Below are 20,577 nucleotides of genomic sequence, written 5' to 3' on the forward strand. Positions count from 1 at the left end.
AGGATTCTTGGGGTGCCCTCCGTTTGCCCCTCATCCCCGGTCCTTCTCCCCACGGGGGAGAAGGGCGTCGGAGCCCCTCTCCCCTTGGGGAGAGGGGTTGGGGTGAGGGCGCCAAGCGCCCCTTAGCCCACGTGCTGCACCAGGCGCAGCATGTTGCAGGTGTAGCCGTACTCGTTGTCATACCAGGCCACCACCTTCACAAAGGTGGAATCCAGCTGGATACCGGCCTCGGCGTCAAAGATGGAGGGCATGCTCACGCCGCGGAAATCCGTGGCCACCACCTTGTCGCTGGTGTAACCCAGCACGCCCTTGAGCTCGCCCTCGGAGGCGGACTTCATGGCCTTGCAGATGTCGTCGTAGCTGGCGTCCTTGTCCAGTTCCACGGTCAGATCCACCACGGAGACATCGGAGGTGGGCACGCGGAAGGCCATGCCGGTGAGCTTGCCGTTCAGGCTGGGCAGCACCTTGCCCACGGCCTTGGCGGCACCGGTGGAGGACGGGATGATGTTCTCCAGAATGCCGCGCCCGCCGCGCCAGTCCTTCTGGGAGGGGCCGTCCACGGTCTTCTGGGTGGCCGTGGCCGCATGCACGGTGGTCATCAGGCCACGCTTGATGCCGAACTGATCGTTCAGCACCTTGGCCACCGGGGCCAGGGCGTTGGTGGTGCAGGAGGCGGCGGAGATGATGGCCTGATTGGCGTACTCCTTGTGGTTCACGCCGTACACGAACATGGGGGTGGCGTCCTTGGAGGGGGCGCTCTGCACCACCTTTTTGGCACCTGCGTCGATGTGTTTCTGACAGGTCTCTTCGGTGAGGAAGAAGCCGGTGGATTCGATCACCACGTCCACGCCCACATCGCCCCACTTGAGGTTGGCCGGATCCCGCTCGGCGGTCAGGCGGATCTTCTTGCCGTTGACCACCATGTGATCGCCTTCCACGGACACATCACCATTGAAGCGGCCATGCACGGAGTCGTAACGCAGCATGTAGGCCAGGTACTCGGGCTCGAGCAGGTCATTGATGGCCACCACTTCCAGTTCCGGGAAGTCCTGGGAGATGGCACGGAAAGCCATGCGGCCGATGCGGCCAAAACCATTGATACCGACTTTGATCGTCATAACGTTACTGTCTCCATCTTACGGGTCATCATTCTTGTAATGGTTGGCCGCTGCCGAAGCCGGCAGCGGCCGGTGGATCACAGGATGTCTTCCACTGCCTGCACCACGTTGTCCACCGTGAAGCCGAAGTAATCCATCAGGGCATCACCCGGGGCCGATTCGCCAAAGCCTTCCATGCCGACAACCTTGCCATCCAGGCCCACGTAGCGGAACCAGCCGCTGGTACCGGCGGCCTCAACGGCCACACGGGCGCGCACCGACGCAGGCAGCACCGACTCGCGGTAGCTGACATCCTGCGCCTCGAACAGGTCCGTGCAGGGCATGGATACCACGCGCACCTTGCGGCCCTTGTCCGCCAGTTTCGCGGCGGCATCCATGGCCAGGGCCACCTCGGAACCGGTGGCGATGAGGATGGCATCGGGGGTGCCGTCGGTGTCCTTGAGGACGTAACCACCGCGGGATACGTTGGACAGCTGCTGGGAATCACGCTGCTGGTGAGGCAATCCCTGACGGGACAGACTCAGGACGGTGGGGCCATCCTGGCGCTCGATGGCGCATTTCCAGGCCACGGCGGTTTCCACCGCATCGCAGGGGCGCCACACGGACATATTGGGGATCAGGCGCAGGCTGGGCACCTGCTCCACCGGCTGGTGGGTGGGGCCGTCTTCGCCCAGGCCGATGGAGTCGTGGGTGAGCACATAGATGGCGCGCTGCTTCATGAGGGCCGACATGCGCAGACCGTTGCGGGCATAGTCGCTGAAGATCAGGAAGGTGCCACCGTAGGGGATGAAGCCCCCATGCAGGGCAATCCCGTTCATGATCGCGGCCATGCCGAACTCGCGCACGCCGTAGTAGATGTAATTGCCATCGGCGTTCTCGCGGCTCACACCGCGGGCACCGCCCCAGAGGGTGAGGTTGGAGCCGGCCAGATCGGCGGAGCCGCCCATCAGTTCCGGCAGCGCCGGGGCATAGCCACCGATGGCCTGCTGGGAGGCCTTGCGGCTGGCCACCTTCTCGGCCTTGTCCACGGTGGCCTGGACGAAGGCGGCGGCCTTTTGCTGCCAGTCGGCGGGCAGGTCGCCCTTCATGCGGCGGGTGAATTCGGCGGCCAGTTCCGGATGGGCCTTCTTGTACTCATCAAAGCGGGCCTGCCAGGCCTGCTCGGCCTTGGCACCCTTGTCCCTGGCATTCCAGCCGGCATAGATGTCCTCGGGGATCACGAAGGGTTCGTGCTTCCAGCCCAGGGTCTCGCGCACCAGCTTGATCTCGTCATCACCCAGGGGGGCGCCATGGCATTCTTCCTTGCCCTGCTTGTTGGGGGAGCCCCAGCCGATGATGGTCTTGCAGCAGATGAGGGTGGGACGATCAGTGACGCCACGGGCCTCCTCGGTGGCCTTCTTCACGGCCTCGGCATCGTGGCCGTCCACGTTGCGCACCACGTGCCAGCCGTAGGCCTCGAAACGGGCGGGGGTGTCGTCGGTAAACCAGCCTTCCACTTCGCCGTCGATGGAGATGCCGTTGTCATCATAGAAGGCGATGAGCTTGCCCAGGCCCAGGGTGCCTGCCAGGGAACAGACCTCGTGGGAAATCCCCTCCATCAGGCAGCCGTCGCCCAGGAACACATAGGTGTGATGATCGACGATGTCATGACCGGGGCGGTTGAACTGACCGGCCATGGCCTTCTCGGCGATCGCCATGCCCACCGCATTGGCCAGGCCCTGACCCAGCGGGCCGGTGGTGGTCTCCACACCCGCGGTGTAACCATATTCCGGGTGCCCGGGGGTCTGGGAGTGCAACTGGCGGAACTGCTTGAGCTCGTCCATGGGCAGATCGTAGCCGGTGAGGTGCAGCAGGGAGTACACCAGCATGGAGCCGTGACCGTTGGACATGATGAAGCGGTCGCGATTCACCCAGTGAGGGTTGCCCGGGTTGTGGGTGAGAAAATCATTCCACAGCACTTCGGCGATATCGGCCATGCCCATGGGGGCGCCCGGGTGACCGGACTTGGCTTTCTGGACCGCGTCCATGGAAAGCGCGCGTACGGCGTTGGCTAGCTCTTTGCGAGACGGCATGCAGTTCTCCTCAAGTGATTTAAAACGACGAAAACAAGGGCAGCCGCGATGACACCTTTCGATGGTGTTCTTGTTCTTCTCGACGATATTCAACGATCGCGACAACCGGGAATCTGGCGTTGCAAGACCGGCCTGGAAAGGGATCTGGGCGCCTGACACATCTCGCTCTCAGCTACCTTGACATTGCGCATTCCATGGCCTGGTCACAACTTTGGAGCGGTGCATTTTCGCTGACAGAATGCTTCTGAGCAAGTCCGAGAGTTTCACACGGCTTTTTGCTGCAGTGCCTCATAAAACCTCAAAGAGACTCCCTGGTAACACTCTTGATGTTTTTAATACTCAAGCGGGTTTTACTTTCACGCGCTGCCGGCGGGTGATGGCCTCACCGGTATGAGGCTGATTACAATACGCCCCCTACCAGCCACAAACCCGCTTCAAGGGCGGTCATCCTGCATGCATCCAATCCGCATCCTCTTCCTGCACGGCTGGCAATCCAGCCCCGGGGGCCTCAAACCCACCCATCTGCTTCGTCACGGCCATGATGTGATCAATCCACCCCTGGACGATGATGACTTCGAGGCGGCCATGGACACCGCACAGGCCACCCTTCAGGCCCATCGACCCCAGGTCATCGTGGGGTCATCCCGGGGTGGCGCGGTGGCCATGAACCTGCACACGGGGGACATCCCCCTGGTCCTGCTGTGTCCCGCCTGGCGACACTGGGGCCAGGCTGACCGCGTCAAGCCGGGTACGCTGATCCTGCATTCCCGTGGGGACGAGACCATCCCCTTCGCCGATTCCCAGGAACTGCTGACGCGCAGCGGTCTGCCCGAAAGCTGCCTCATCGAAGTGGGAAGGGATCATCGCCTGGCCGACCCGGAACCCCTGCAGGCCATGCTGGAGGCCTGCGAGCGCCAGGCCCGACCCGGACCATGACGCCCGAAACCATCGCCACAATCGATGCCCTGCCATTGACCCGGCAGGCGCACCACTATCTGGAAAACTGCCTCGATGAAGGGGATCACGCGGTGGACGCCACCGCGGGGAACGGGCATGACAGCCTGTTCCTGGCACACCAGTCCGGGGCCACGGGGCATGTATGGGCGTTTGATATCCAGGCCCAGGCCCTGGAGGCCACCCGCGCGCGCCTGGAGGCCGAGGGCCTGGCATCACGGGTCACGCTGATCCACTCCGGGCATCAGCACCTGGCTCAATACCTGCCGGAAAACCTGCGTGGCAGGATCAAGGCTGTGATGTTCAACCTGGGTTATCTGCCCGGCGGGGACCATGGCATCGTCACCCATCCACGGCACACCCTCGCGGCCCTGGAGGCCTCGCTGGCCTGGCTGCACCCTGATGGAATGATCAGCCTGATGATGTATCGGGGCCACTCCGGTGGGCAGGAAGAACACGCCGCCATCGAGGCCTGGTTGCGGGAACGCCGGGATATCGTCTGCCACAGGACCCGGGAGCGTCCCTTCCCTTCTCCCGTATTGAAGTGTCTCAAGCGGGCCTGATGGGCCCTTGCCCGAGCACACCGGCATGGCATCGGGCGCACCAGGCTTCGTATAATCCGCGCCCATGTTGATTGTCGCCCCATACCACCGCGCCGGTCGGCCCACCCCGGAGGCCGCCCCATGAAGAACACACTCCGCCCGGGCCTGTTGCGCCACGCCATCGGCCCCGGGCTGCTCATGGCCGGGGCAGCCATCGGCGTGTCGCACCTGGTGCAATCCACCCGCGCCGGGGCCGAGTACGGCCTGCTGTTGCTGCCGGTGGTGCTGCTGGCCTGCCTCCTCAAATACCCCTTCCTGGAATTCGGACCCCGCTACGCGGCCGCCACCGGCGAGAACCTGCTGATCGGCTATCGGCGTCTGGGGCGCTGGGCGCTTGGGCTCTTTGCCCTGGTCACCCTGGGCACCATGTTCATCATCCAGGCGGTGGTGACCGTGGTAACGGCGGGACTGTTCGGGATGGTGTTCGGGATGGACGCCTCGCCGGCCACCCTGTCGGCCTGGATCATGGGGGGCTGCCTGCTACTGCTGGCCATCGGCAACTACCGGGGGGTGGACCTGGGCATGAAGCTGATCATGGGCGCCCTGACCATCTCCACCCTGGCCACCGTGGCCCTGGCCTTTGGCGAGTCGCCGGACTGGTCCACCCTCTCCGGCATTGCCCAGGCGCCACAGGTATGGACCGCCGCCGGCGTGGCCTTCCTGCTGGCCCTGCTGGGCTGGATGCCCATCCCCCTGGATGTGGCCGTGTGGCACTCCCTATGGACTCTTGAACGCTCCCGGGAGACCGGCACCCGTCCCAGCCTGGGCCAGGCACTCACGGATTTTCGCATCGGCTTCATGGCCGCCACCCTGCTGGCCCTGGCCTTCCTGCTATTGGGGGCGCTCACCCTGCATGGCACCGGGCAGGGCTTTGCCGACTCGGCGGTGGGCTTCTCGGCACAGTTGGTGGATCTGTACGCCGGCGCCCTGGGTGAGTGGAGCCGACCGCTCATCGCCGTGGCCGCCCTCACCACCATGTTCAGCACCACCCTGGCGGTGACGGACGCCTATCCGCGGGTGATCACTGCCCTGACCCGGGCAGCCCGGGCCGATGAGCGGGGTGTGGTGCTGGGCCCGCCGGAAGACCATCGCTGGCCCTATGTGCTCTCGCTGGTGGTTGTACTCAGCGGCGCCCTCACCCTGATTTACCTGGCTGGTGAGCGCTTCACCACGTTTGTGGATCTGGCCACCACCATTTCGTTCCTCTCGGCCCCGGTGCTGGCCTGGCTCACCCTGCGGGTGGTCACCGATGAACACATGCCCCCCGCGGCGCGACCGGGGCCCGTGCTCCTGGGGCTGGCCTGGGTGGGGCTGATTTTCCTGATCAGCTTCTCCCTGGTCTGGGCCGGCTGGCGCATTCTCGGGTAAGCCTCACGCTTTGGGGCATCGTGCCCCGTTGTCTCTCAACATGATGAAAGGAGTCCGACTTGGACACGTTCAAGCTGGTCAGACCGGAACACCTGAACCATTACGGTTATCTATTTGGTGGATTTTTGCTCAAATGGGTGGATGAGATCGCCTGGATTGCCGCCAGCCGTGACCACCCGGGTTGCCGGTTCGTGACGGTGGCCATGAATAGCGTGGAATTCCACAAGGGAGTGCATCAGGGGACCGTGCTGCGCTTCAACTCCCATGAGCACCAACGTGGCAGGACTTCCGTGCAATACGCGGTGAGCGCCTTTGCGGATGACCTGGAAAGCGGCCGGGAAGAGCCGATCTTTTCCACCTGCGTGACCTTTGTGAATCTGGATGATGAGGGGAACAAGACGGCGCTGCCAGAGGGTGCAGACTGAGGGGAGAGAGGGGGGAAGGCGGGCACGGGGCCATGCCCTGTACCCGCTACCAGGGCACTGCCTCGGATGACACCGGTTGCGGCAACTCGAAGACCGCCTCCAGTCGCTGGATCAGCCCCCGCATCTCATGACCCAGCAGGGTGAACTCGGCATCCATGCGGGCCACGGCGTCCTCCGCCTCGGCCACGCCGCCCTCTTCGATCAGCTCATCGGCCATGCGCAGGCGTTTGATGGACAGATCATCCGCCAGCACGAAGTTCAGACGCTCGTTCCAGTCCAGGGCCAGTTGAACCACCTGCTTGCCTGCCTCCAGATGCTTGGCGATCTCCTCGCCCGCGAGATCCTGCCCGCGACAACGAACCACTGACTGGGTGTCCTTGGGGTCACGCAGTTCACAGGCATCGCCCAGCTCAAAGCCCTCGTCACCGTGGCCCTGCGACACCCAGCGGGTCATCAGGGAGGCCGGGGGATTGGCCGGCTGCGGCAGGGCCGCGGGCAGGCTGCCCAGGGTCTCCCGCAGCAGGCTGACCAGGTCATCGGCCAGGCGTTCACTGGAGGCATCCACCACCAGCCAGCCGGCCACGGTATCCACATAGGCCATCAGCCGCCGCGAGCGGGTGAAGGCCTGGGGGAGCAGTTCGGCGGTGATGGCCTCGCGCAATTGCTTGCGTTCGGCACGACCCACACTGCGGGCCTCGCCAGCCTCGATCTCGGCCACCCGTTCCTCCAGCATCTCGGCCACGACCGAAGACGGCAGCAGCCGCTCCTGGCGACGGGCGCAGATCAGCAGGCAGCCTGCGGCACCGTGCACCAGGGCCTGGGTGTCGTTGCCCAGGGGCTCGGTCCAGCCCATGGTGGACAGGGTCAGAGGGCCGCAGGGTTTGAAGCGGTGCTCGGCAAGCTTGTCTTCGAGTTCGGAGGCGGAAAGACCCAGGGGGTCTCCCAGGCGAAAGAGTCTGGCGTTCTTGAACATGAAGTGACCGATGGTGGGAAAGGCGGAAGATTATACCCGCCGTGACCCGATCTTGCTCACTGGGTCAGGTCTTGCTCAGGGCATCGTGGACCTGTGACAGGATCTCGGTAGCCACCATCAGCACATGATCCCGGGCAAAGCCCGCGTCGATCATCTCGTCATAGAGGGTGTGGGCCATGAGGCGCGCCACCTTCTCAGGATCGTGGGTCATGCGGCCGGTGCGGCGGGCCTCGCGGGCCAGGGTGAGTTGCATGAAATGGGTCTTGAGCAGGCCCTGGAGACGGTGGATATGCACCGACTTGGACACCACCAGGGCCAGGATGCTGGCCAGGCGCAGATCCGCATCATCCAGGCGCTCCCGGCCAACGGGGCTGTCCACGTTGATCACGCCGATCACCTGATCCTCCAGGATCACCGGCACCGAGATCACGTCCACGGTGCCGGACTCGCCGCGACGGGCCAGGGGCGCATAGGGTGAATGATGCAGGTCCTGGATCAGCAGTGGCTCCCCGGAACTGGCCACCCGTCCCGCGATGCCATCCCCAAGCGGCTGAGCATGCTGGCGGGCCTCCTCCGGCAGGCGTCCACAATGGGCCTCCACCCTGAGATGCGGCAGCTCCTCGCCCTCGCTCCTGCTGACCAGCATGATGGAGCAGTGGTGGCAGGTCATGGCATGCGCCACCAGCGTGCTCAGTTGATCCAGCCCTGCCTCTAGGGATTGGGTGGTCTCCACGAAGCGGGACAGCTCAGTGAGTCGGTCAGTGAAGGACGCATCGTACATAACAGGCTCTCAGGTCAGTACTTCCGGAAGACGCAGGGTGAAACAGCCACCTCCCAGGTTGCCCCGGTTGGATAACTCCACATAACCCCGTCGCGTTTCATCCGCATGCATGTCGGCCACCAGGGCACAGAAATAAAGCCCCAGCCCGGTGCGTCCCTGCGTGGGATCGAAATCGCCCTGATCCTCCAGCGACCGGCGACCCAGCATGGAATCGGGGTAACCGGCGCCGTTATCGTCCACCTGCAGGACCAGCCACCCCCGCTCCTCACGGGCCCATATGGACAGCTTATCCTGAGTGTAGCGGATGGTATTGTTAATGACGTTTTCCAGCAGGCTGTTCACCAGGCCGCGATCCATCACCCAGATCAGATCCGGATCGCAATGGAGTTCGCAACTCACCTGACGGTGATCCATGAGGGGCTTGTTACTGAGCCAGTAATCCTCCAGCAGCTCCTGGATCATCACCGGGGCGAAACGGGGTGTGAAGCCGCCCGCGTTGTTCCGGTAGAGGGTCAGCAACTGGATCAGCGCATCATTGACACGGCGCGCCTCGTAGCGGAGCTGAGTGAGGCGGCCAGGATCGCACTGGATGGGGCCGCCTGTATGATCTTCCAACAGGGTGTCCAGTGAGTTGAGCACCATGTTGAGCGAGTTCTTCATGTCATGGATGCTGATGGCCAGCACCGCGCTGAAATCCAGTCGGCTCACATACTCCCCCGTTGGCTGCTTTCCATCATCCTAACCGTTTCACGGGGAGCAAGACCATCAAAGGCCCTCCTGGCGCAGCATCTCCGCCCGTTCCACTTCTCCCAGATGGGACAGGCCCTGGATCAATGCAGCCCGGACCAGGGCAGGCGGCTGCCCACGGGAAAGCTGCACATCCAGGGCGTCCAGGATGGCGTCCTTGTCCAGTGCCAGTTCGCTGCAGACCAGCAGTTGCCCCACCAGCTCCCACCAGGAAAACTCTTCATGCCCCCGCAGATCGATGCGCATCTGCTTGAGGCATGCCCCCGCCTCGCTGGACTCACCCTGCCTGGCCAGCGCCTGGGCGAGCCAGACAGCATCGGAGGGATGGCCCAGGCGTTGCGACTGGCCCAGTTGCACGGCTTGTTTCCAGGAGGCCACCGCCTGCTCCCAATCCTGAAGCGCCGTGGCCAGACGCCCCAGATGACGCTGACGCCCCAGGGATCGCCCCGAGCGTCTCACCGCTTCGACCAGAATGTTGAAGGCGTCTGCGGAACGCCCCTGGCGTTCCAGGGAGCCAGCCAATCGATCGTGGGCAGACATGAAGTGGGGCGTCACTTCCAGGGCCTTGCGATAACAGGCCTCCGCCTGGCCATCGTCACCGCGCATCTCTTGCGCCTGCCCCAGGGCCACATGGGCCCAGGCCACTTCCTGCTCCGCCAGGGCGGCGCGTGCTGCCACCTCCATGCCGTCGGCGTCGTTTTCCTCAAGGGCCAGGTCTGCCTGCAGACGCAACACATCGGCCCGCTGGCCGCGCCCCGATGTGAGCATGTCCTGCAGCAAATGGCGGGCACCAGGGAGATCCTTGCGCGAGAGCGCCTCGGCCACCGGCCTCAAGGGCAGACGACGGCGCAGCACCCGCTGTATCCGGACGGCCAGCAGGTCCTTGGTGATGGGTTTGGCCAGATAGGCATCGGGAGCACTCTCCAGTGCGGCCATGACCATCTCCGGGGTGTTCTCGGCGGTGATCATCAGGAAGGCGGTGCCCACACCCACCCGCCCCTCGCGGCGGGCTGTTTCCAGCAACTGCTGCCCGTCCATGCCAGCGCCCAGGTTGTAGTCGCATAGAACGATGTCGTAGCGCCTGGCGCGCAACTGGCCCAGTGCATCCTCGGCATTGGCCGCCACGTCCGGCTCCTGCCGCGCCCCCATGGACATCAGCATTCCTGAGAGATTGGAGCGCATGGTGTGGAAATCGTCGATGATCAGGACCGACAACCGCTCCAGCACATTCTCCATCAGTGTTTTGCCTCCCGTGGCAAGTGGGCACCCGATTCTGCCCCAAACGACACCCGGGGCATTCTGCTACATTCATTAAGGGAATCGTCTCGCGCGATTCGTCTCCTCAGTTTACAAACATCAACGTAACAACACCAAGGAGTCCGTCATGGGCAGGTTCTGGGTCATCCTGATCGTCGTCATCGTTCTGGCGCTGCTGGTGGGTGGGGGCGTGGGCGGCCACCACGTGTCCAAGCAGAACGATTTCTGCATCACCTGTCATGCCTACGAGAAGGTCTCCTGGGACCACGGCGATCATGCCTTCAGCAACTGCCTGGACTGCCATACCAAGGGCCTGGTCACCGACAAGGTGCAGGGGGCGCGCAAGGTCTACCTGATGTTCAGCGGTCAGAACAATCCCCACAACGACCCGCCGTCGCAACTCCACCCGGAAAAGACCAGTGCCAACTGCGCCGCCTGCCACATGACCAGCGAAGTGGAAGCGAATGATCCGGCATTCTTCGCCCAGCACACGGGCATGATGGAGAACTTCGATACCTGCCAGGCCTGCCACGACTATTCAGGGCATGACCCGGAATTGCAGGCCCTGCGCTTCGAGGCACCGCGCTTCGCGCAGGACGATTAGGCGCACCCGGCGAACCGGGCTATGACGGCGGGCTCTCCTGGAGCCTTGCCAGCCGGGCCAGCTGACGGCGCAACGCGATGCGCCGTCGGCGCAGCCAGATCATCTCCCCCACCAGCACCAGCAGGGCGGCCCCATAGGAGCCCCAGATAAACGGCCCGTGGCCGCCCATGGCGAGAAAATCCATCATGCCTTGCCCCCCATGCGTTCGAGCACCCACTTGGCGCGGCGTTCACGTTCCAGCAATTCCAGCCGTGCCCGCCACAGCACCACGGCAATGGCATACGTCCAGCAGGCGAAGGTCATCAGCATGAGCGCCGTGAACATGACCGTTTCCATGGTGGGCGCACTGGTCACGGTGATGGACGCCCCCTGGTGCAGGGTGTTCCACCAGACCACCGAGAAATAGATGATGGGCACGTTGACCACCCCGGCCAGGGCCAGCACGGCGCTGGCATTGGCGGCCCGTTGACGGTCCTCGATGGCACCGTGCAGCGCCATGTAGCCCAGATAGAGAAACAGCAGGATCAACTGGGAGGTCAGGCGTGCGTCCCACACCCAGTAGGTGCCCCAGGTGGGCTTGCCCCACAGGGCACCGGACCACAGGCACAGGAAGGCGAACAGCGCCCCGGTGGGGGCAATGGCCTTGGCCATCACCTCGGCGGTCTTCACCCGCCAGATCAGGCCGATGGCCGCATACACGGCCATGAGCACGTAGAGGAACATGGACATCCAGGCCGCCGGCACATGGATGAACATGATGCGGTAGCTGTCCCCTTGCTGGTAATCGGGTGGAGCCACCACGAAACCCACATATAGCCCCGCGACGAACAGGATCGCCGCCAGGCCTCCAAACCAGGGGATCAAGCGTCCCGACAGGTCGTAGAAATTCGGTGGTGAAGAGAACTTGAACCACTGCACACGCGGTTGAGCCACGGCCTTCCTCCAGTCAGTCCAGCATGATGCGCAGCGCCGCGGCGATCGCCCAGGGCGCCAACAACAGGGTAAAGATCAGCAGTGCGGCCAGCAGCGACAGGTGGGCATCGGGGCTGGACCCGTACATGACCGCATCCACGGCCCCTGCCCCCATGATCAGTGCCGGTACATACAGGGGCAGGATCAACAGCGAAATCAGCACACCCCCACCCCGCAGCCCCAGCGTGAGCCCCGCACCGATGGCTCCCACCAGGCTGAGAATCGGCGTACCCAGCAGCAGGGCCATCATCAGCACCGCGATTTCGGTGCCATCCAGGTTGAGCTGCATGCCCAGCAGGGGCGAAATCAGCACCAGGGGCAGGCCCGTGACCAGCCAGTGGGCAAGAATCTTCATCAGCACCAGCAGCGGCAGGGGCTGAGGCGTGAGCAACAGCTGCTCCAGCGAGCCGTCCCGGAAGTCATCGGCAAACAGACGCTCCAGGGAGAGCATGGTGGCCAGCAGGGCGGACACCCAGAGCACCCCGGGTGCCATGCTGCGCAGCAATTGTGGATCCGGCCCCACCCCGAGGGGAAACAGGGACACCACCACCACGAAGAAACCCAGCACCACCAGCGCATCCTGGCGACGACGCACCGCCAGCAGCAGATCCCGCCTCAACAGAGACAGCAGGGCGTTCAGCAGCGCTCTCATGCCCCATTCCCCAGGGTGAGTGTGCGCTGAGTGCCGCGCACGGGTACGGCCTGATGGGTGGTGAGAATGATCATTCCCCGGGCCGCCAGATGGGCCTCCAGTGCCTGTCTGAGCACTTCGATCACCTGCACATCCAGAGCGGCAAAGGGTTCATCAAGAATCCACAGGGGCCGTCGCAGCAGCAACAACCGGGCCAGGGCCACGCGCCGTTTCTGGCCTTGAGACAGCAGCTTCACCGGCAGGTCCGCATGTCCACCCAGACCCAGTTCCTCCAGCATGGAGAACACCCCTTCAGGTGTCTGCGGGCAGCCATGCAGTCGGCACTGGCTTTGGATGTTTTCCTCGGCGCTGAGTTCATCCTTGAGGGCGTTGTGATGCCCCAGATAGGCCAGGTGCCCCCCAGGGCCGTCATCCAGGCGACGCACCGGCACACCGTCCCAGGTCATTTCCCCCTCCATGGGACGGGTGAGCCCGCACAGCACCCGCAACAGGCTGGTCTTGCCGGCGCCGTTGCGACCGGCCACCTGCAGGAGTTCTCCGGCCTGCAGCGAGAACGTCAGACCATTGAAGAGCAGGCGCTCGCCGCGCTCCAGCACCAGGCCTTCCACCGCAAGACAATGCGCCGGAAAGGGCTGCGGGATTGGGGCATCCAGCGTGTCATCCGACACGGCTGCGGCATCGCTCATGGCCATTGCCCCAACTGCCGCATGCGCTCGCGCACGGCTTCGGCCAGGTCATCCGGATGGTATTTCTGCACGAACTTGTCCGCCCCGGTGCGACGCACCATGTCCACGTTGAAGACCCCACTGATGGAGGAATGCAGCAGGATGTAGAGATCCTTGAGGCGCTCGTCCTCGCGAACCCGCGTGGTGAGCTGATAACCGTCCACCTCCGGCATCTCGATGTCGGAGACCATCATGATGAATTCCCGGGCCACGTCCACACCGTCGGCCTGCATGCGCTCGATCAACTCGATGGCATGCTTGCCATCGGTCACCAGGGTGCACTGCACGCCGAGTTGTTCCAGGGCGGCGCGAATCTGATTACGGGCCACGGTGGAATCATCCACCACCAGGACCTTGCAGTCCTCGGCGCGAAAGCCATCACTGAAATCTGCCGACACCTGGGTGCTGGCATGCACCACCTGATCCAGCACCTTCTCCACATCCAGAATCTCCACAATGCGATCATCCAGCAGGGTAATGGCGGTGACGAAGGCATTGCGGCCCGTGGCCCGGGGCGGTGGCTGAACCTGTCCCCATTGGGTGTTCATGATCCGCTCCACACGGCGGATCAGGAAACCATGCACCGAGCGGTTGTACTCGGTGATGATGATGTAGCCGTCTTCCGGCGCCTTGAGGGGCGGGCCGCCGATGGCCAGGGAAAGGTCCATCACCGGCATGGTAATGCCCCGCAGGGTGGCGATCCCCTTCACCAGCGGATGGGAACCCGCCAGATGGGACAGGGGCTGATAGGGAATGACCTCCTGAACCTTGAAGATATTGATGCCATAGAGTTGCTGGCCCTGGAGCTGAAACAGCAGCAACTCGAGTCGGCTGCCGGCCACCCGATTGGATTCCAGGGATGACCCCCAGCGATCTTCGACCATGTCGACACTCCAGATGATCCATCTTCACCCCATGGTACCAGTGCGCCCAGAAGGGCACACGCTCGCACCCACTTTCCATCCCGGGGTTCATGCACCGTTTTCTGACCTGGATCATACTGATAAATCGCAACCATAGAACCTGACGCCATCCAGGTTGTCTTGATAACGGATGAACAGAACAAACGCCCAGGCCGGATGGCGCGAATGGGGACAACGGCCCGCTTGCGACCCCGTCTGTGATGGTGCTATGAATGGCCGGCGCCGCCCCGGGCGGCCAGGCCCACGGATGGAAATGCCCCATGGAAAGACCATGATCATTGGGTGGAAACACCCTGGCAGGAGAATGCAATGACGCCTCGACAGAAGAGACGAATGGCTGGCGTGGTGCTCGTCGTGCTGGCGGTTTCCACCGCCTCGGCCCTGGCCCTGAGCGCCTTCCGCGAGAACCTGATGTACTTCTATGGGCCCTCCCAGATAGCCCAGGGCGAGGCACCGGGCGAGCGCATCATCCGCCTGGGCGGGCTGGTGGAGAAAGGCTCCATCCAGCACAACGATACTGACCTGACCGTAAAGTTCAGCATCACCGACACAGCCCACAGCATCCCCGTGGAGTACGTGGGCCTGCTGCCCGATCTGTTCCGTGAGGGTCAGGGCGTGGTGACCCACGGTCGTCTGGGCAGCGACGGCATCTTCCGCGCCGAGCGGGTGCTGGCGCGACACGATGAGAACTACATGGCCCCCGAGGTGGCCGCAGCACTCAAGGCGGCGGGATATGAGGAACACCCCGGCGAGAAGGTCTACTGATCATGATCGCGGAAATCGGTCAGCTCGCCCTCATCCTTGCCCTCCTGATGGCCGCCGTACAGGGCATCATCCCCCTCATCGGCGCCCATCGGGGCACACCCGCCTGGATGGCCACCGCTCACACGGCCGTGGGCGGTCAGTTCCTGTTCCTGGTGATCGCCTACATCGCGCTCACCTATGCCTTCATCACCCATGATTTCTCGGTGGCCTACGTGGCCAACCACTCCAACTCCGAGCTGCCGTTGATGTATCGCATCTCCGGGGTCTGGGGCGGCCATGAGGGATCGTTGCTGCTCTGGGCGCTGATGCTGTGTGGCTGGTCGCTGGCGGTGTCCTGGCTCAGCAAGGGGCTGCCCACGGACATGGCGGCACGCACCGTGGCCGTCATGGGCCTGGTGAGTGTGGGCATCCTCTCCTTCACCCTGTTCACCTCCAACCCCTTTGAAACCCTCTTCCCGGTACCGGCCGACGGGCGCGATCTCAATCCGCTGCTGCAGGATCCGGGTCTGGTGATCCATCCCCCCATGCTGTACATGGGCTACGTGGGGCTGGCCGTACCCTTTGCCATTGCCGTCGCCGCACTGATCGGCGGAAGACTGGATGCGGCCTGGGCCCGCTGGACGCGGCCCTGGGCCACAGTGGCCTGGGCCTTCCTGGGAGCGGGCATTGCCCTGGGCAGCTGGTGGGCCTACTACACCCTGGGCTGGGGTGGATGGTGGTTCTGGGACCCGGTGGAAAACGCTTCCCTCATGCCCTGGCTGGCTGCCACGGCCCTGATCCACTCGCTGATCGTCACGGAAAAGCGGGGTGCCTTCCGCACCTGGACGGTGCTGCTGGCCATCATGGCCTTCTGCCTGAGCCTGCTGGGGACCTTCCTGGTTCGCTCAGGCGTGCTGGTTTCAGTGCATGCCTTCGCCACTGACCCCGCTCGAGGCGTGTACATCCTGGCGCTGCTGCTGGTGGTGACCGGTGCCTCGTTCGCCCTGTATGCCTGGCGCGCCCCCAACGTGCATAGCCATGCCGAATTCCAGCCCGTATCACGGGAGGGGGGCCTGCTGGCCAACAACATCATCTGGATGGTGGCGCTGGCAGCCGTCCTGCTGGGCACCCTGTATCCCCTGCTGCTGGATGCCCTGAACATGGGCAAGATCTCCGTGGGACCGCCTTACTTCAACGCGGTGTTCGCGCCGCTGATGCTGCCCTTGATCTTCCTGGTGGGCCTGGGGCCACTGCTGCGCTGGAAGAGCGCCTCCGCCCGTGAGATCAGCCTGCGCTTCTGGCACACCCTGCTGGCGGCCCTGGCGGTGGGCGTGGTCTTCCCGCTGGCCATGATGGGCAGCACGTCGCTGATGATCACCCTGGGCGTGGGTCTGGCGGTGTGGATCATCCTGGCGTCCGGGCGTGACCTTTACAGCCGGCTGCGCCAGCGCGGCACCCCCCTGACCACGCTGCGCAAGCTGCCCGCCAGCTACTGGGGCATGACCACCAGTCACCTGGGCTTTGCCATCCTGGTGATCGGCATCACCCTGCTCATGGCCTTCGAGCAGGAGCGTGATGTGCGCATGGGCCTGGGGCAGAGCCATGAGCTGGGCGGTTATACCTACGAGTTGCGGGATGTGTACAACGTGGCCGGACCCAACTGGGATGCCCTGGAGGCCCACGTGCATGTGACCCGCAACGGTGAACCGGTCACCGACCTGTACCCCCAGCGGCGGGTGTACCGGGTGCAGACCCAACCCATGGCCCAGGCGTCATACCAGTCCCGATTTACCCGTGACATCTTCGTGGCGCTGGGCGAGCCCATGTCCGGCAACACCTGGTCACTACGGCTCTATCACAACCCCTTCCAGATGTGGCTCTGGATCGGGGCCACGTTGATCGTGCTGGGGGGCTTCATTGCCGCCGCCGACCGCCGCTACCGTGTGTTCTCCCGGCGTCGGGCCACCGAGCCGGCCTCGCAACGCATCGACAACGCTGGCGGGATGGCTGATCAGGAAGCCGCCCCCCGTCCCGCCCAACGGAGCCCCTCGGCATGAAAAGACTGATGTATCTGCTGCCCATGGGACTGCTGCTCCTGCTGGGCCTGTTCCTGCTGATTGGTCTGGGTCTCAACCCGCGTCTGGTTCCCTCGCCCCTGGTGGACAAACCGGCGCCAACGTTCGAACTGCCGGCCCTGGAAGACGCCGAACGCATGGTGGGCTCGGCGGACTTCGAGGGCCAGGTGGTACTGCTCAATATCTGGGCCAGCTGGTGCGTGTCCTGTCGTCAGGAGCACCAATTGCTGGTGCGCATGGCCGATCGGTATGGCGTGCCCATTTACGGGCTCAATTACAAGGACGAACGCCGGGACGGCCTGGAGTATCTGCGAGCCTTTGGCAACCCCTACGTGTGGAACGCCCATGACCTGGAGGGTCGCGTCGGTATCGACTGGGGCGTGTACGGCACGCCGGAAACCTTTGTCATCGACGGCGAGGGCCGCATCCGCTACAAGCATGTGGGCCCTCTCACCTGGGACAAGGTTCAGAATGACATCCTGCCCCTGGTGGAGCGCCTGCGGAGTGAAACCCTATGAAGGCGTGGTTGCCCCTGATCCCGCTGCTGGCGCTGCTGGCCTTCTCCCCCATGGCCTCGGCCGGCGGGGTCGACCCGACCGATTTTGATGAACCGGGACTGGAGGAACGCTACCGCGCCCTGCTTCATGAACTGCGCTGCACCGTCTGCCAGAACCAGTCCCTGGCGGACTCGGATGCCGGCCTGGCCCGGGATCTGCGTCGGGAGTTGCGCACCCAGCTCAATGCCGGCTCCAGCGACGATGAGATCATCGATTACATGGTGTCGCGATACGGCAATTTCGTGCTCTACCGCCCCCCGTTCTCGCCCGCCACCTACCTGTTGTGGATAGGCCCCTTCGTGCTCCTGGGGCTGGGCTTCGTGGTGCTGTATCTCACCTCACGCGGTAGCCGTCAGGGCACCAAGACCACCGGCGTGGATAGCGCCGCACGCGAGCGGGCCCGGCGCCTGCTGGGTGAAGGAAAAGACGTATGACAATCGGTTTCTGGATCGCGGCCGTGCTGCTCCTGCTCACGGCCATGATAATGGTCATCTGGCCGTTCCTGAGGCATCGCACCGGGCCGCAGGTGGAGTCCCGGGGCCTCAACCTCACCATCTATCGGCAACGCATGGCCGAACTGGATCAGGAACTGGCCTCGGGACTCATGAACCGGGAGCAGTATGAGGCTGCGCGCCTGGAGCTGGAAGACAACCTGATCACGGACGTGGAGGACGACCCTGAGACGTCCGCGCCTGCGAGGACGGCCTCCCCTCACCGTCAGGGGGGGGTGGTGCTGCTGGCCACTGCCGCCCTGGTACCCATCCTGGCGCTGCTGATCCACTTCCAGCTGGATCATGGCGGGCCGGATCCACGCCAGACCATCGCCATGGGGCAGGCCCCCTCGGCCGGCGGGGGATCAGAGCAGGGTGCGACCCAGCATGATCTTGAGGAAGTGGAACGCATGATCGGCCAGCTCAGAGCCCGTCTGGAGCAGGAGCCGGATGATGCCGAGGGCTGGGTGGTGCTGGCCCGCACCTACCGCTTTCTGGAACGTTTCGGCGATGCCGCCCAGGCCTACGAGCGGGCCCATGACCTCATCGGCGATGACCCCATCCTGAACGTGGACTATGCCGAAACCCTGGTGGTGGCGCAGGATGGCCGTGTTTCCAGCCGGGCCGCCCGACTGCTGAACACGGCCCTGGAACAACAGCCGGACAACCAGAACGCCCTCTGGCTGGCGGCCATCGGCGCCTTCCAGGACGGTGACCTGAGCCGCTCTCAGGAGCATCTGGAACATCTTCAGACCCTGGTGGACTCTGACACCGGCTCGGCCCGTGCGGTGGAGGATGCACTTCGGGAGGTGAACGCGGCCATGGAGCAGGAACAGGCCGACAGCGCCCGGGCCCCGACTGACCCGCAAGGCGATGCCAAGGTTCTCGAGGTCACCATCGAGCTGGATGAGGCCCTGGCCGAGCGGCTCTCTGGGGATGAACACGTGATGGTATTCGCCCGCCCGGTGGACGGTCCGCGCATGCCCCTGGCGGTGGTCCGCACCGAGGCCCGCTTCCCGCTTCAGGTCACCCTGGAAGACGGCGGTGGCATGGGAATGGCCGCACAGAACTCCATGAGTCAGTACCAGTGGATCGAAGTGGTGGCCCGCATCAGCGAGGGCGGCATGGCCGAGGCAAGCAGCGGTGATCTGGAGGGGATCAGTGATCCCGTGGATCCGTCGGATCCGGAGGGCCGGGTAAATCTGCGCATCGACAGGGTGCTGCCGTAAGCATCCCGGCATCGTGGCTGGGATAAGCCCCTTGAAATGCAGTAAGCTCACGCCCTCACCGTTACCGCCCGGCACCGATCAGGAGCCTGCTCCATGCCCACCCAGCAGAACACGCCCACCGGCGAGGCACTCCCCCACCGGGACCTGTGCACCGATTGCGGCATCACCCGCACCCACGACCCACGCCGCTGCGGCCACGCTTGTCAGTTCATTCATCCCCGGTACCCAGAGATGGAGGCCCGGGTCCACGGGCGTGCCCGGGACCCGGAGCGGGACGATGAGCTCTTTTTCGGTCCCTATCAGTCAATGCATCAGGCCGCGCTGCAACCGCCCCGGGAGGGCGCCCAATGGACGGGGATCACCACTCGCCTGGCCGAGCGCCTGCTGGAAACCCACCAGGTGGACGCTGTACTCACCATGCAGGCGGCCGCCGATGATTTCTGGCGCCCGGAACCCGTGCTCGTCACCCGGGCCGAAGACATGGCCCGCTGCCGGGGCATGCGCATGGGCTATGCCCCACTGCTGGCACACCTGGAACCGGCGCTGGCTCAGGGCTACAAGCGACTGGCGGTGATCGGCCTGCCCTGCCAGGTGTATCCCCTGCGTGTGCTGCAGCAGGAACTGGAGATTGAATCACTCTACGTGATCGGCACACCCTGCTCCGACAACACCACCACTGAGCGCTTCCACGAATTCCTGGCATTGCTGGCGGATCAACCCGACACCGTCACCTACCTGGAGTTTCGCGCCGATTACCACGTGGAGCTGCGCTTCACCGACGGGCACGTCAAGACCATCCCCTTCCTCAAGCTGCCCATCTCCAGGCTGCCCAAGGATTTCTTCCCCCTGACCTGTCAGACCTGCGTGGATTACACCAACGTGCTGGCGGACATCACCGTGGGCTACATGGCCGGGCGTGGGGAGCAATGGCTGGTGGTACGCAATGACCGCGGGCGCGAGATGCTGGAGCTGCTCGGGGACGAGGTGACCCTCCAGGCACCCACCAGTGCCGGCAAGCGTCAGGGGCCGGTGACCGGTTTCATGAAGAACACCGAGCGGGCCGCCGGTGGCCTGCCGCTGCGCAGCATGCCCGACTGGGCCAGGCCCATCGCGGCCTTTTTCATGCCCCGCATCGGCCCCCGCGGCCTGGAATTCGCCCGCGCCCGTGTGGAGATGAAGGCGGTGGAGACGGTCCTGCACCTGCGTCGTGCCTTGCCCAAGCGCATGCACAACATGATTCCGGATCATGTGTGGCGCCTGGTGGAGCCTTATGGACTGGAGCCGAAAGAGGGGGAGCGGGGACGGTAG

At 64.3% G+C, this 20,577-nt stretch carries 22 protein-coding genes; 11 read left to right on the forward strand and 11 right to left on the reverse strand.

The features are described from left to right. Positions 1–122: 122 nt before the first annotated feature. Positions 123–1,118 (reverse strand): type I glyceraldehyde-3-phosphate dehydrogenase, encoded by a 996-nt coding sequence (gene gap, locus ECTOBSL9_RS03345; RefSeq protein ID WP_063463872.1) that lies wholly within the window; start codon positions 1,116–1,118, stop codon positions 123–125. 77 nt (positions 1,119–1,195) lie between these two features. Then, a complete protein-coding gene (gene tkt / locus ECTOBSL9_RS03350) occupies positions 1,196–3,190 on the reverse strand; it encodes a transketolase (RefSeq protein WP_063463873.1) in 1,995 nt (664 codons plus the stop codon). A 453-nt stretch (positions 3,191–3,643) separates the two neighbouring features. Here tkt and ECTOBSL9_RS03355 point away from each other — a divergent pair, with 453 nt between their 5' ends. From ECTOBSL9_RS03355 to ECTOBSL9_RS03370, 4 genes are all read left to right on the forward strand, one after another. Beyond that, complete coding sequence (locus ECTOBSL9_RS03355) at positions 3,644–4,126, forward strand: alpha/beta fold hydrolase (RefSeq protein WP_371258996.1); 483 nt, start codon at positions 3,644–3,646, stop codon at positions 4,124–4,126. Further along, positions 4,123–4,707, forward strand: a complete 585-nt coding sequence (locus ECTOBSL9_RS03360; protein ID WP_063463874.1) for a class I SAM-dependent methyltransferase — start codon at positions 4,123–4,125, stop codon at positions 4,705–4,707. Before ECTOBSL9_RS03355 ends, ECTOBSL9_RS03360 begins: the two co-directional genes overlap by 4 nt. Positions 4,708–4,827: 120 nt before the next feature. After that, entirely contained in the window at positions 4,828–6,114 is a 1,287-nt protein-coding gene (locus ECTOBSL9_RS03365) for an Nramp family divalent metal transporter (RefSeq protein WP_063463875.1), read from the forward strand. Between the two features lie 59 nt (positions 6,115–6,173). Beyond that, positions 6,174–6,539: an acyl-CoA thioesterase gene (locus tag ECTOBSL9_RS03370; RefSeq protein WP_063463876.1), complete on the forward strand. Its 366-nt coding sequence runs from the start codon at positions 6,174–6,176 to the stop codon at positions 6,537–6,539. A gap of 46 nt (positions 6,540–6,585) precedes the next feature. Here the strand turns inward: ECTOBSL9_RS03370 and ECTOBSL9_RS03375 are convergent, their stop codons facing one another. From ECTOBSL9_RS03375 to ECTOBSL9_RS03390, 4 genes are all read right to left on the reverse strand, one after another. Continuing rightward, positions 6,586–7,512, reverse strand: coding sequence for a recombination-associated protein RdgC (locus ECTOBSL9_RS03375; RefSeq protein WP_063463877.1), 927 nt, complete (start codon positions 7,510–7,512; stop codon positions 6,586–6,588). 64 nt (positions 7,513–7,576) lie between these two features. After that, entirely contained in the window at positions 7,577–8,293 is a 717-nt protein-coding gene (locus tag ECTOBSL9_RS03380) for a GAF domain-containing protein (protein ID WP_063463878.1), read from the reverse strand. Positions 8,294–8,302: 9 nt separating this feature from the next. Further along, on the reverse strand, positions 8,303–9,001 hold the full coding sequence (locus ECTOBSL9_RS03385; RefSeq protein WP_156500026.1) for a sensor histidine kinase KdpD: 699 nt from the start codon (positions 8,999–9,001) through the stop codon (positions 8,303–8,305). A gap of 57 nt (positions 9,002–9,058) precedes the next feature. Continuing rightward, complete coding sequence (locus ECTOBSL9_RS03390; RefSeq protein WP_063463879.1) at positions 9,059–10,276, reverse strand: response regulator; 1,218 nt, start codon at positions 10,274–10,276, stop codon at positions 9,059–9,061. 148 nt (positions 10,277–10,424) lie between these two features. Here ECTOBSL9_RS03390 and ECTOBSL9_RS03395 point away from each other — a divergent pair, with 148 nt between their 5' ends. Next, a complete protein-coding gene (locus ECTOBSL9_RS03395) occupies positions 10,425–10,901 on the forward strand; it encodes a NapC/NirT family cytochrome c (protein ID WP_063463880.1) in 477 nt (158 codons plus the stop codon). A 19-nt stretch (positions 10,902–10,920) separates the two neighbouring features. Here ECTOBSL9_RS03395 and ccmD read toward each other — a convergent pair whose 3' ends face one another. Genes ccmD through ECTOBSL9_RS03420 form a run of 5 tightly spaced genes read right to left on the reverse strand, consistent with a single transcriptional unit; the run spans position 10,921 to position 14,134 of the window. Continuing rightward, complete coding sequence (gene ccmD, locus ECTOBSL9_RS03400) at positions 10,921–11,088, reverse strand: heme exporter protein CcmD (protein WP_063463881.1); 168 nt, start codon at positions 11,086–11,088, stop codon at positions 10,921–10,923. Beyond that, positions 11,085–11,834 (reverse strand): heme ABC transporter permease CcmC, encoded by a 750-nt coding sequence (gene ccmC / locus ECTOBSL9_RS03405; protein WP_063463882.1) that lies wholly within the window; start codon positions 11,832–11,834, stop codon positions 11,085–11,087. The genes ccmD and ccmC overlap by 4 nt, the downstream gene beginning before the upstream one ends. A gap of 13 nt (positions 11,835–11,847) precedes the next feature. Continuing rightward, a complete protein-coding gene (gene ccmB / locus ECTOBSL9_RS03410; protein WP_063463883.1) occupies positions 11,848–12,525 on the reverse strand; it encodes a heme exporter protein CcmB in 678 nt (225 codons plus the stop codon). Next, positions 12,522–13,211, reverse strand: a complete 690-nt coding sequence (ccmA, locus tag ECTOBSL9_RS03415; protein ID WP_082830030.1) for a cytochrome c biogenesis heme-transporting ATPase CcmA — start codon at positions 13,209–13,211, stop codon at positions 12,522–12,524. The genes ccmB and ccmA overlap by 4 nt, the downstream gene beginning before the upstream one ends. Continuing rightward, on the reverse strand, positions 13,208–14,134 hold the full coding sequence (locus ECTOBSL9_RS03420; RefSeq protein ID WP_063463884.1) for a chemotaxis protein: 927 nt from the start codon (positions 14,132–14,134) through the stop codon (positions 13,208–13,210). The genes ccmA and ECTOBSL9_RS03420 overlap by 4 nt, the downstream gene beginning before the upstream one ends. Before the next feature lie 348 nt (positions 14,135–14,482). On the opposite strand from ECTOBSL9_RS03420, the gene ccmE reads away from it, so the two are divergent. The 6 genes from ccmE (at position 14,483) to ECTOBSL9_RS03450 (ending at position 20,577) form a co-directional block, all read left to right on the forward strand. Continuing rightward, a complete protein-coding gene (ccmE, locus tag ECTOBSL9_RS03425) occupies positions 14,483–14,938 on the forward strand; it encodes a cytochrome c maturation protein CcmE (protein ID WP_063463885.1) in 456 nt (151 codons plus the stop codon). 2 nt (positions 14,939–14,940) lie between these two features. Then, complete coding sequence (locus ECTOBSL9_RS03430; RefSeq protein WP_063463886.1) at positions 14,941–16,974, forward strand: heme lyase CcmF/NrfE family subunit; 2,034 nt, start codon at positions 14,941–14,943, stop codon at positions 16,972–16,974. Next, entirely contained in the window at positions 16,971–17,510 is a 540-nt protein-coding gene (locus ECTOBSL9_RS03435) for a DsbE family thiol:disulfide interchange protein (RefSeq protein WP_063463887.1), read from the forward strand. Before ECTOBSL9_RS03430 ends, ECTOBSL9_RS03435 begins: the two co-directional genes overlap by 4 nt. Then, positions 17,507–17,983, forward strand: a complete 477-nt coding sequence (locus tag ECTOBSL9_RS03440; RefSeq protein ID WP_063463888.1) for a cytochrome c-type biogenesis protein — start codon at positions 17,507–17,509, stop codon at positions 17,981–17,983. Before ECTOBSL9_RS03435 ends, ECTOBSL9_RS03440 begins: the two co-directional genes overlap by 4 nt. Then, entirely contained in the window at positions 17,980–19,269 is a 1,290-nt protein-coding gene (gene ccmI / locus ECTOBSL9_RS03445) for a c-type cytochrome biogenesis protein CcmI (RefSeq protein WP_063463889.1), read from the forward strand. The genes ECTOBSL9_RS03440 and ccmI overlap by 4 nt, the downstream gene beginning before the upstream one ends. 93 nt (positions 19,270–19,362) lie before the next feature. Continuing rightward, a complete protein-coding gene (locus ECTOBSL9_RS03450) occupies positions 19,363–20,577 on the forward strand; it encodes a Coenzyme F420 hydrogenase/dehydrogenase, beta subunit C-terminal domain (RefSeq protein ID WP_063463890.1) in 1,215 nt (404 codons plus the stop codon).

The organism is Ectothiorhodospira sp. BSL-9, from assembly GCF_001632845.1.
Lineage (GTDB): Bacteria > Pseudomonadota > Gammaproteobacteria > Ectothiorhodospirales > Ectothiorhodospiraceae > Ectothiorhodospira.

Bases quoted from the DNA above. Each gene is read 5' to 3' on its own strand.
- ECTOBSL9_RS03440 (WP_063463888.1), top strand. From the start codon at position 17,507: ATGAAGGCGTGGTTGCCCCTGATCCCGCTGCTGGCGCTGCTGGCCTTC.
- ECTOBSL9_RS03395 (WP_063463880.1), top strand. From the start codon at position 10,425: ATGGGCAGGTTCTGGGTCATCCTGATCGTCGTCATCGTTCTGGCGCTG.
- ccmA (WP_082830030.1), bottom strand. From the start codon at position 13,211: ATGAGCGATGCCGCAGCCGTGTCGGATGACACGCTGGATGCCCCAATC.
- ECTOBSL9_RS03430 (WP_063463886.1), top strand. From the start codon at position 14,941: ATGATCGCGGAAATCGGTCAGCTCGCCCTCATCCTTGCCCTCCTGATG.
- ECTOBSL9_RS03380 (WP_063463878.1), bottom strand. From the start codon at position 8,293: ATGTACGATGCGTCCTTCACTGACCGACTCACTGAGCTGTCCCGCTTC.
- ccmE (WP_063463885.1), top strand. From the start codon at position 14,483: ATGACGCCTCGACAGAAGAGACGAATGGCTGGCGTGGTGCTCGTCGTG.
- ECTOBSL9_RS03355 (WP_371258996.1), top strand. From the start codon at position 3,644: ATGCATCCAATCCGCATCCTCTTCCTGCACGGCTGGCAATCCAGCCCC.
- ccmD (WP_063463881.1), bottom strand. From the start codon at position 11,088: ATGATGGATTTTCTCGCCATGGGCGGCCACGGGCCGTTTATCTGGGGC.
- ECTOBSL9_RS03375 (WP_063463877.1), bottom strand. From the start codon at position 7,512: ATGTTCAAGAACGCCAGACTCTTTCGCCTGGGAGACCCCCTGGGTCTT.
- ECTOBSL9_RS03390 (WP_063463879.1), bottom strand. From the start codon at position 10,276: ATGGAGAATGTGCTGGAGCGGTTGTCGGTCCTGATCATCGACGATTTC.
- ECTOBSL9_RS03450 (WP_063463890.1), top strand. From the start codon at position 19,363: ATGCCCACCCAGCAGAACACGCCCACCGGCGAGGCACTCCCCCACCGG.
- ccmI (WP_063463889.1), top strand. From the start codon at position 17,980: ATGACAATCGGTTTCTGGATCGCGGCCGTGCTGCTCCTGCTCACGGCC.
- ECTOBSL9_RS03420 (WP_063463884.1), bottom strand. From the start codon at position 14,134: ATGGTCGAAGATCGCTGGGGGTCATCCCTGGAATCCAATCGGGTGGCC.
- tkt (WP_063463873.1), bottom strand. From the start codon at position 3,190: ATGCCGTCTCGCAAAGAGCTAGCCAACGCCGTACGCGCGCTTTCCATG.
- ECTOBSL9_RS03365 (WP_063463875.1), top strand. From the start codon at position 4,828: ATGAAGAACACACTCCGCCCGGGCCTGTTGCGCCACGCCATCGGCCCC.
- ECTOBSL9_RS03360 (WP_063463874.1), top strand. From the start codon at position 4,123: ATGACGCCCGAAACCATCGCCACAATCGATGCCCTGCCATTGACCCGG.
- ccmB (WP_063463883.1), bottom strand. From the start codon at position 12,525: ATGAGAGCGCTGCTGAACGCCCTGCTGTCTCTGTTGAGGCGGGATCTG.
- gap (WP_063463872.1), bottom strand. From the start codon at position 1,118: ATGACGATCAAAGTCGGTATCAATGGTTTTGGCCGCATCGGCCGCATG.
- ECTOBSL9_RS03435 (WP_063463887.1), top strand. From the start codon at position 16,971: ATGAAAAGACTGATGTATCTGCTGCCCATGGGACTGCTGCTCCTGCTG.